This is a genomic window from Coleofasciculus sp. FACHB-712 (genome assembly GCF_014695635.1).
Classification (GTDB): domain Bacteria; phylum Cyanobacteriota; class Cyanobacteriia; order Cyanobacteriales; family FACHB-T130; genus FACHB-T130.
Genome location: NZ_JACJOQ010000077.1, coordinates 1 through 10129, shown reverse-complemented (window position 1 = coordinate 10129; position 10129 = coordinate 1). Strand labels below are relative to the sequence as shown.

Genomic DNA, 10129 nt, shown 5'->3' with positions numbered 1-10129 from the left:
TAAGATTTGCTGAATCTGCCAATCAAGCCACAGCGGGGCGTTGAGCAGTAGTTCCCGATAGGTTTGAGTGCCGCCTTTGCGGATAAATTCATCAGCATCTTTCCCATCTGGAAGGTTGAGAATTCGGAGATTAACTTGTCCTTGGTAAGCGAGATTGGCAATTTCTCCAATCGCTCGTTGAGTTGCTTTTGTCCCCGCGGCGTCGGCGTCGAAGTTGAAGATAATCTGCTTGGATTCGGTGTATCGCAGCAGCAGCCGCACTTGTTCTAAGCTGAGAGCAGTGCCCAGAGAAGCGACGACGTTGGAAATCCCTGCTGCATGGAGCGTGATCGCATCAAAATATCCCTCTACCACGACGGCTTGATCCTGCTTGCCAATCGCGTCACGAGCTTTATCCAAAGCAAATAAAGTTTTGCCTTTATGAAATAACTCAGTTTCGGGGGAGTTGAGATACTTGGGTTGCTCATCCCCCAAGGTTCTACCGCCAAAGGCAATGACGCGCCCTTGACTGTCGTGGATCGGAATCATCAAGCGATCGCGGAATCGATCTACATAACCGCCGCCCGTCTTCCGAGGAACAATCAACCCCGCTTGTTCTACCAACTGCACCGGGTGGTGTTTCTGTTCCACCAAGTAGCGATAGAGGGTTTCCCAACCCGCTGGTGCATAGCCTAGATGAAATTGTTGGATGGTTTCTTCCGAGAGTTGCCGCTTCGAGCGTAAATACTCTAAAGCCACCTCTCCTTGAGCTTGCCGGAGGGCGTGCTGATAAAAGCTTGCAGTCACTGCCAAAATCTCATGCAGCTGCTCTCGCAGCGTAATTTGGCGCTGCAATTCCTGTCGCTGTTCTGGTTCCAGCATCTGCACCGGAACTTGATAGCGCCGCGCCAAATCCAGCACGACTTCGCCCAGAGAACGCTTAGAATGTTCCTTCAGGAAGGTAATTACATTTCCCCCAGCTTGACAGCCAAAGCAGTAATACATCTGCTTGCTGGAACTGACACTAAAACTAGGGCTTTTTTCCTCATGAAAAGGGCACAAACCCACAAAATCTTTGCCCTGCTTCCGCAATAGGACGTATTCCGAGATGACATCTACGATGTCAGCCCGTTGCTTTACTTCCTCAATCGTGTCTGGATGCAGCCGGGGAATTTGCACAGCTTAGTTTTTTGTATTGAGAGAACCAATTGTGATTGGTGTTTTTTTCTAAACAAAGACAAAGGGGTCTTCCTAGTAATGTTCTAAGCTGGTACTAAGATAACTCTTGGCACCCATTCATCTTGCTAAAACTGAATCGCTAATCATCATTGTATTGGGATTACACTCAGGGTTGCACGCTACCAAAATTCTCAATCAACCTAGCGATATAGAGGATAAACCGGGCAGTGCTTAACTTTTTTCCTAGACGCCAAAGCGCGATCGCCAAAGCTGTCGCTACATTGGAAGCTTATGGGGTTAAACCAGCAGTACGGCAGCATCTGACAGCATTTTTGCAGGAAAGCGACAGCCGAGAACTCTACCATGCTAACCCCCGTCGAATTGCCGAACGATTGCACTTAAGCGAACGGGAGGCGCTGCGAGTGTTAGTCACCGCGTTGAAAGAAGGCATCCTATCTCTCAACTGGGACATTCAATGTCCCATGTGTCGGGGCATCGACTTCAATCCGAAAAGTCTGTACGATCTGCGGACAAACCATACGTGCCCAAGGTGTCACACTGTCCACGCCACTGATGCTGATGAGCAGGTGCGGATTACGTTTAGTATTGATGAACGATTGCGCCGCTTGGGAAGGGAAGCAGACGATCCGAATTTCCGCGCTAAAGTCGATGCTCAATATGGGGTAGTTTCCGGACACCAGATGCTGACGCTGCAAACTTTCCGCGACTTTTTTCCCCGCGAGACGATTCCGCCTAATGAGAGTTTAACGATTCGGCGGGTAGCAATTTTATTTTCGGATCTGGCTGGTTCGACGGCACTCTACGCAAGGCGAGGAGATTCGCGGGCTTATCATCTGGTACGCCGACACTTCGATCTGCTGTTTCAGGTAGTAGATTCCCACAATGGTGTGGTTGTCAAGACGATTGGGGATGCGGTGATGGCAGCATTCACTGCGCCTGCTGATGCGACGAGAAGCGCGATCGCCATGCACCAGCAGATGGAAGCTTTGAATCAACAGTTGCAACTAACAGCAGAAGATCGGCTCATCCTCAAAATTGGCATTGATGTCGGCCCTTGTATTAGTGTCACCCTAAACGAGCGGCTTGACTACTTCGGCACGACGGTGAATACAGCAGCACGGGTGCAGGCGACAAGCCAAGGAAACGACATTGCTTGTACCGAAACTGTACTCATGGACGCAGACGCTGCCAGTGCTGTCAAGGATTGCCCCCGGCTGGGTAACGCGATGAGTCTTAAAGGATTGGATGCACCGATTCTGGTTTATCGGATTGAGTTAATGAAGGCAATTTGCACCAAAGCAAGTGATGTCTGAACTTTTCTCTCTCCGAACTCAAAGGAGTAGCGGGAGCAATTTTTACATTGACGATGTCAATGTATTTTTCTTATTAATTTTATTTTTCTGTTAACTCGCTTTCCGGAAATATTATTATTTTTTTTAGCCTTGCATTCTTCGATAGCCATCTTTTAAAAAAACGGCTAAGATTTATTAGAGCAAAAGCAAAACAACTGATTTTTAACAGTTCCTCACGCTCTGGACGCGAATTTTTTGGACGATGAACATAAAGATTGCGATGCTTACAAATTTTTATACTTTTAGTTGCAAATTGTGATTATTTAACACTGATAGACCCAGTTGATGTAAGATGTGGAACTTGCTAAGAAAGTCTCTGGAAAATCAGCAGCTTTAAACTGAAGATAATCACGGCGTACCGACAACTGAGTAGAAGTCCTCTGGGTTAACTTCCCTGAAGCCAACGGGTGAATCTAAGAAAACTTCCCTTCCTTTACTGAGTCTTCTAAACCTTGATAAATGCGTAATTATCCGGTGGGCAGATAGGTCACTCAGTATGTTATTCAGTTAAGTTTGAAGTAAAAAATTCATAACTCACGACGAAAACCATGAAAGCAGCTAATAGCCGTCAACCTTCCTCCGTTGCCTCCAAAATCCTCAAGTTGGTCGGAGTGATCCTAATTGTGTCCTCACTGGTTGACTATGCGGTTTTTCTAATTCCGCCAAATAGACCTAGTGGCGTGGACGATCCACAGTGGCGGCTGAACTTCCTACAGTGGCAACAGGGCGTGACAGGGCAGCTAATTGACAGAGGGGTGATTCCAATGGTAGGTCTGGCGCTGCTGTTCGCTGGATATTGGATTGACAATAACTCTGGAGTAGCTCGAAAAGGGTGGGAAGATATAGTAAGAATCGGAGCGTTGATACTCTCTGTTATTTTAGGTTTGAGCTTCCTGCTGCCAGTTCCCTTACTGAACATCAATAGCCTGCGTCTGCTGAACCAGGAAGCGCTCGCCCGAATTAACCAAAGAGCCACTCAAGTTGAAACTCAAATCGCCAGCCAGTCAGCCCAAGTTACCGCCTTGCTTGAAGATAGTAAGAAGCTTGCGGAACTAGATCAGGCGCTCAAGAGCGGTCAAGTTCAAGGGGAGCAACAGGCGAGATTGCAAGCACTCAAAGATCAACTACAAAAGTTAAAGCAAGACCCAAAAGCTTTGAACGCACAAGTCGATGCAGCTAAAACCCAAGTTCGAGGCGGCAAACTAGAAGCCCAAAAACAAGCTCAAGGCGAGTTATTGAAGACGAGTATCCGGAATGGTCTGAGCAGTTTACTCTTAGCGATTGGCTACCTTAGCATTGCGGCACTGGGGTTGACAGGTTCGGGAGGAAGCCGTCGGAAAGCTCAGGCGCGGTAAGAAATCGCGAGTTGTGAGGGGTTAGGGGTTCAGTTGCCGAAAAAGCTGTAGGCTTTCCCCTCGGCGAAGTGGTGGCGAAGCTGCTGCCTGTTGAGTAGGCTAGGATGAAGGCTGCAATTTCTCATCCTTCATCCGGCGAAGAAAGCATCCACGAACAGACTTCTACTCTTTGAAGTCACAACGCCCCAAGGAACCCAACGCGATTGGGATTTCCCTTTCTGAAGTGCATCCTAAAGCAGGGATTGGTTATTTCCTCTCACGAACGGCATCGCATGTTTTCAATTTACATCCTGACCTATAACGAAGAAATTGATATTGCCGCTTGTATTGAGTCGGCAATGTTATCGGATGATGTGATTGTGGTGGATTCGTACAGTAGCGATCGCACCCTCGAAATCGCCAGTTGCTACGATGTGCGGGTGGTGAAGCATCGGTTTGAAAGTCACGGACGACAGAGAACCTGGATGCTTCAAGAAGTCCCCGCCAAACACGAATGGATTTATATCCTAGAAGCTGATGAGCGGATGACAAAAGAGCTGTTTCAGGAATGCCTGGAAGCAATTAAAACGACTGAATATGTCGGCTACTATGCAGCAGAGCGCGTCATGTTCATGGGCAGTTGGATTCGCCGCAGCACCCAGTATCCCCGCTACCAAATGCGTCTGTTAAAACCGGGCAAAGTCTGGTTTAGCGACTACGGTCATACCGAACGGGAAGTTTGCGAAGGAGCTACCAGCTTCTTGAAAGAAACCTATCCCCACTACACCTGTAGTAAGGGATTGAGTCGCTGGATCGACAAGCACAACCGCTATTCTACAGACGAAGCCGTTGAAACCCTGCGTCAGTTAGACAAAGGAAGTGTCAACTGGCGAGAATTATTCTTGGGTCGTTCGGAAGTAGAAAAACGCCGCGCCCTCAAAGATTTGTCTTTAAGGCTGCCCTTCCGTCCGCTCGTGCGCTTCGTATATATGTATTTCTTTCTGGGTGGCTTTCTGGACGGGCGAGGAGGATTTGCCTGGTGTACTTTGCAGGCATTCTATGAATATCTCATCTTACTCAAGGTCTGGGAGCTTAAGCATCTTCCCCAGTCCCCCCTGGATGACCCAAGTCAGCCAATTCCTCCAGACGATACGAATGTGGATGCGACGACAGTCAGTTCCTCTCCTCGATAAAGGTAACGGACTTGTAAATGCTAAAGTGTAAAGTGTGATACTAGATCCCTGGGGAGTTGCAACAATTCTTCACAAGTCTTACAAATAAAGATAGAAAAGAAACAATTCCAGAATCAAACCTACGCTGTTGCGGCAGGTAAGTCATGCATGAAGGAGCAGCAATCTTTTAGAGAATGCCCGGTTCCAATTTTGCAGGCGTGTCTTCTGGGGTTGATTGACGAACTTTTTCAGCCAACACTCACTGAGTGAGATTGGTATCCCGATATAAAGAAAGCACCGCCAGTTGTAAGGAGATTGGGCAATCTGTGATCCAACGCTTCAAGCAGGACTTAAAGAATGACCTGATTGCAGGTCTCCTGGTTGTCATTCCTTTGGCTACCACAATCTGGCTGACAATTACAATTGCCAGCTGGGTGATCAACTTTTTGACCCGCATTCCAAAGCAGGTAAATCCCTTCGATGGCCTGCATCCCATCCTGGTGAATTTCCTAAATCTGCTGGTGGGACTGGCAGTTCCATTGCTGTGTATTATGCTGATTGGCTTAATGGCACGCAATATTGCCGGACGGTGGCTTCTAGATTTTGGGGAGCGACTGTTGCAAGCGATTCCATTAGCCGGATCGGTTTATAAAACGCTCAAACAATTACTAGAAACGATTCTAAGGGATACAAACGGCAAGTTTCGCCGCGTTGTTTTGGTAGAGTATCCTCGTCGAGGAGTCTGGGCGATCGCTTTTGTTACAGGTGTGATGAGCAGCGAAATTCAATGTCAGATGACTCGTCCCATGCTCAGCGTTTTTATTCCAACCACGCCCAACCCAACCACTGGCTGGTATGCGGTTGTCCCGGAAGAAGAAGTGCTGAACCTCTCCATGTCGATTGAAGATGCCTTCAAGGTCGTGGTTTCGGGAGGAATTGTCAGTCCCAATCCCTTACCCTTAGTGCCGGTTCCGACTGGTAGCGATCGCCAACTAGAACCCCTGGTTTCTGAAGGAAGATGGCAGGTTTTACCTACAGAGGAAGATTAAAAAATCACGACGGAATGAGTAATGGGTAATCGGTAATCGGTAATTGTTAGTAGTTATTAGTCCTTAGTCCTTGGTTCGTTACTACTGGCTAATGACCAATGACGAATGAGCTTTTGACCAACGACCGATTACCGATTACCCATTCCCGATTACCCATTAGAATTTGTCATGCAAAACCGCCAACCCCGCCGAATTGCCCGTGAATTAGCTCTCCTCAGCCTTAGCCAGCTTAGTGGGACTGTAGAACGACTAGCGACCCAGCAAATATCCAGCTTAGTCACTGCTGCCATCCGCGCCCTCAGCTCTGAAGTTCAAGAGACTTTAGAAGTTGCCGCAGCAGAAGTTCAACGCTCCAGCGAGCGCTTGCTTAGTAGCGAAACCCGCGCCTCGGATGTTCAGAGTGCAAAGGTGATGATCAACGAAGCCATTGAGCTAACTCAGGCAGCCATCAACCGTGTGGGAACTGCTCTAGAACTGCCAGAATTTATTCAACTGTCAAACCAGCAGGAGGTTCGCGCCTACGCCTTAGAAATTATTACCAAAGTCAACGCCAAGCGGGAAGAGATCGATCAACAGCTCGACGAAGCAATGGTGAATTGGCAGTTAAACCGCCTGCCTCGGATTGACCGAGATATCTTGCGGGTGGCAGTGGTAGAAATTATGTATATTGGCGTGCCAGACAGAGTTGCAGTCAATGAAGCGATAGAGTTAGCTAAACGATACAGTGATGAAGAAGGGCATCGGTTTATTCAAGGAGTCCTGCGCCGAGTCACTGACCAGCTTAAGGCTCAATCGCCCACGACGTAGAAAAGTTCTCTATAGTTAGTAGCAGTAATAGCTCCTGAATTGCTGCTGAGTTTTGTAGGTGCAATGGTTTTTAATTGGTTCCGTCGTCAGTTTAGCGATAAAACAAGTGATTCCCAAGTTGAACGGGAAAAAACCGATGTAGAGACGCCAGATATTGCGTCTCTACAACCGGAAGCCGAAACCCAAACGTCAGAATCAACAACAGAGGCTCAGTCACAGCAGGTTGCTGAAGACCTGCTCAGCTACGCTAAGGCAGCCTACAAAAATATTCAGCAAAAACAGCAACAATCCCAGGTGGAAACGGCTCCAGCGGTGGCTGAGTCACCCGCCACTTCGGCAGCGGAACCCAGCAAATTAGAGACTGTTGCAGAAACGACAGAAGTAGAAACGACAGAAGTCAGCGTGGAGGCTGAAACGGCTCAATCAGTTGAAGCACCCGCGACAACGACGGTTGAACCTGAGGCACCGGAAACTTCTGAAACTCCGACACTGGCAGAAGCATCCCCGGTAGAACCAGCCCAAGAAACAGAAGCAGAACCGACTCAAACGCCTGAACCTGTAGTCGAGGCAGAAGCACTGGCAACAGATGAGTCTGGGGAGCCAGGAGTCGCGACAGCGATCGCCGAAACCGGGATTAATTTAGAAGCCGCCCCCCCAGAATTAGAGTCAGCGCAACCAGAGGTCGAGACAGCGATCGCCGAAACTGGCGTCGATTTAGAAGCCGTACCCTCAGAGGCGTCACCAGAGCCAGCAGCGACTGAATCCCAGACAGATGAGACTGCCACTGCCCCGGTGCCTTTCTGGGCACGGGAAGACCGACAGGCACGGCTAGAACGCCTCAAGGCAACAGCGATAGAGACGCAAGAACCAGAACCTGTCAGGGCACCCGTGCAGCCAGCAGCGGCAACGGTGGAGACTGGAGCGATACCGGGACTTACCTTCGATGAGGGCTTCATGTGGTCAGCGCAAGTGCTGGCAGCTCAAGGGCGTCGGGCGGAGGATGTTTCAATTGAAGAAATTACTTGGCTGAAGCGACTGCGGCAAGGCTTGGATAAAACTCGTCGCAGCTTGATCAACCGGCTGAAGGCAATTGTCGGTCAAGGGCCGTTGAATCAAGACGCGGTGATGGAGATTGAGGCGCTGCTGTTGCAGGCAGATGCTGGCGTTGAGGCGACAGACTCTATCATCAATACGCTCCAAAAGAGGCTGCGAGATGAGGTGTTACCGCCAGAACAAGCGATCGCCTACCTCAAGCAAATCCTGCGCGACTTACTCGACCAACCCATTCAGGAATCCTACAGCCCCACCTTTGTCCCGACAAAAGACACCCTGAATATCTGGCTGATGACTGGGGTGAATGGTGCAGGTAAAACAACCACGATTGGTAAAATTTCCCATTTAGCCCAAAAATCCGGCTATAAGTGCTTAATTGGCGCTGCCGATACGTTCCGGGCTGCTGCGGTAGAACAGGTCAAGATTTGGGGACAGCGTAGTGGTGTTGAGGTAATTGCCAACCCAGGGCAGAATACCGATCCGGCTGCTGTTGTGTTTGACGCGATCGCAGCAGCCCAAGCACGGGGTACAGAATTACTCCTCATCGACACCGCAGGGCGTCTCCAGAATAAGAAAAATCTGATGGACGAGCTGAGCAAAATCCGCCGCATTGTCGATAAAAAAGCTCCCGACGCCCAAGTAGAAGCCCTCCTGGTGCTTGATGCCACCCTCGGTCAAAATGGCTTGCGTCAAGCACAAGTCTTCTCAGAAGCCGCAAAACTCAGCGGCGTCGTCTTGACAAAACTAGATGGAACTGCAAAGGGAGGCGTGGCTCTAGCGGTAGTGCAACAGCTTGGCTTGCCCATCCGCTTCATCGGTGCAGGGGAAGGTATAGAAGATTTACGTCCCTTTTCTAGCTACGAATTTGTAGAAGCCCTGCTGAGTGGCTGATAGTCGGCTAACCTAATTTTTTAGCTTAAAAAACCCGTTTTCTCGAAGAAAACGGGTTTTTGATATGTCAGCAACTTTGTGTATGAAAACCGACAGCCCCGAATATCCAGATAAACCGCCTTTTACCGACAGCCTAAAGATTCGCGAGTTACCACTTTCGTCTTTGAATTAACACCTGTTGCTCTGGCACACAGTTTTTTTACTTGGACACCATCTAAAATCGCATTAGAAAAGTCGGCACCTGTGATGTCCGCATCGTTAAAGCGCGATCGCAACATCATCGCGTCTTCAAACACTGCATCACTTAAATCCGCATTTGTGAAGTCAGCTAAATAGGCGATTCCATTGGTAAAGTCTGCTCCATGTAGATTCGCCTTGGTCAACACTGAACCATTAAACACCACACCCCGTAAGTCGGCATTGCTAAAGTTAATATTTTCCAGGTTGGCGTTGGAAAACTCAATTGCTTGTAAGTTTTGACCGGAGAAATCCTTACCCGTAAGTTCCCCTTGACTAGCTGAACGGGAAATGGAAGAAGAGCTAGCGGCGAGTGCTGAAGGGGAAAAACAGATAAGCACGAGTGCTAAAACCAATGCTGTTAGTCGGAGAAAATGCTTCATACTAGATCGATTTTTCACGAGCCGCTTGAAAAACTACAACGATGTTTCGAGAACAGTCAAGTTCGCGACAATTAGATTAATCATGCCATGACTGGCTCAATGCTAGGTGATTGGATATTAGAGTTCCCGATCAGGCATTTTAAATTCGGATTTACTCAGCAAATGGCAGCGTTGCGGTTCAATTTCAAATTTTTGAACAAAAATTTCAGGTGAGGTTGACTCAACTTATGCCATTTTGGATGTTGGATTGACCGAAGCAATCTAGCAGGTATTTTTCGTGGTTAGAAATTATGCAAGTTCAAAGCCCAATGGTTTAAGGAGGTCGCGCCGCCGAAAAAGGAAGGGGATTCATACCTGGTTCATTTCTTTGCTCTGTTTGGGGCTAGCGATCGCGTTCTCCATTTATTCTCCCCAGTTTAGAACCAACTCCCCGCCTTCTGTAGCTTCCACTGAATTGCGGGGCGTTTGGTTGACCAATGTTGCGAGTTCCGTGCTATTTATGCCCTGGGGAGTCAACCGGGCGATGCACCAGTTATCTCAACTACATTTCAATACCGTCTACCCTGTAGTCTGGAATCGGGGACACACTTTTTACCCCAGCACTGTGGCAAGACGGAAGACGGGTCGCCCTCAAGACCAAGGGTTAGAGCTTCTGGGGCTGGGGCGAGATGT

General features: G+C 48.7%; 9 protein-coding genes. 7 read left to right on the top strand and 2 right to left on the bottom strand.

The window, feature by feature from the left end:
• Positions 1 to 1158: DNA primase (gene dnaG / locus H6F50_RS01895; protein WP_190425678.1), on the bottom strand; the 1158-nt coding region annotated here is incomplete at its 3' end.
• Positions 1159 to 1385: 227 nt separating this feature from the next.
• Here dnaG and H6F50_RS01890 point away from each other — a divergent pair.
• From H6F50_RS01890 to ftsY, 6 genes are all read left to right on the top strand, one after another.
• Complete coding sequence (locus H6F50_RS01890; RefSeq protein WP_190425676.1) at positions 1386 to 2492, top strand: adenylate/guanylate cyclase domain-containing protein; 1107 nt, start codon at positions 1386 to 1388, stop codon at positions 2490 to 2492.
• Between the two features lie 587 nt (positions 2493 to 3079).
• Positions 3080 to 3886 carry an HpsJ family protein gene (locus tag H6F50_RS01885; RefSeq protein WP_206753522.1) on the top strand — a complete coding sequence of 269 codons (807 nt, stop codon included), beginning with the start codon at positions 3080 to 3082 and terminating at the stop codon, positions 3884 to 3886.
• A 272-nt stretch (positions 3887 to 4158) separates the two neighbouring features.
• Entirely contained in the window at positions 4159 to 5058 is a 900-nt protein-coding gene (locus H6F50_RS01880; protein ID WP_190425674.1) for a glycosyltransferase family 2 protein, read from the top strand.
• Between the two features lie 305 nt (positions 5059 to 5363).
• Positions 5364 to 6086: a DUF502 domain-containing protein gene (locus H6F50_RS01875; RefSeq protein WP_190425684.1), complete on the top strand. Its 723-nt coding sequence runs from the start codon at positions 5364 to 5366 to the stop codon at positions 6084 to 6086.
• A 168-nt stretch (positions 6087 to 6254) separates the two neighbouring features.
• Positions 6255 to 6893 (top strand): transcription antitermination factor NusB, encoded by a 639-nt coding sequence (gene nusB, locus H6F50_RS01870; RefSeq protein ID WP_190414667.1) that lies wholly within the window; start codon positions 6255 to 6257, stop codon positions 6891 to 6893.
• A 63-nt stretch (positions 6894 to 6956) separates the two neighbouring features.
• Positions 6957 to 8837, top strand: a complete 1881-nt coding sequence (gene ftsY / locus H6F50_RS01865; protein ID WP_190425671.1) for a signal recognition particle-docking protein FtsY — start codon at positions 6957 to 6959, stop codon at positions 8835 to 8837.
• Positions 8838 to 8959: 122 nt separating this feature from the next.
• Here the strand turns inward: ftsY and H6F50_RS01860 are convergent, their stop codons facing one another.
• The gene (locus tag H6F50_RS01860; protein ID WP_190425668.1) at positions 8960 to 9457 is read right to left on the bottom strand and encodes a pentapeptide repeat-containing protein; all 498 of its coding nucleotides are present in this window, start codon (positions 9455 to 9457) and stop codon (positions 8960 to 8962) included.
• A 388-nt stretch (positions 9458 to 9845) separates the two neighbouring features.
• On the opposite strand from H6F50_RS01860, the gene H6F50_RS01855 reads away from it, so the two are divergent.
• Positions 9846 to 10129 (top strand): family 10 glycosylhydrolase (locus H6F50_RS01855; RefSeq protein ID WP_347277127.1); only part of this gene is annotated, 284 nt, incomplete at its 3' end.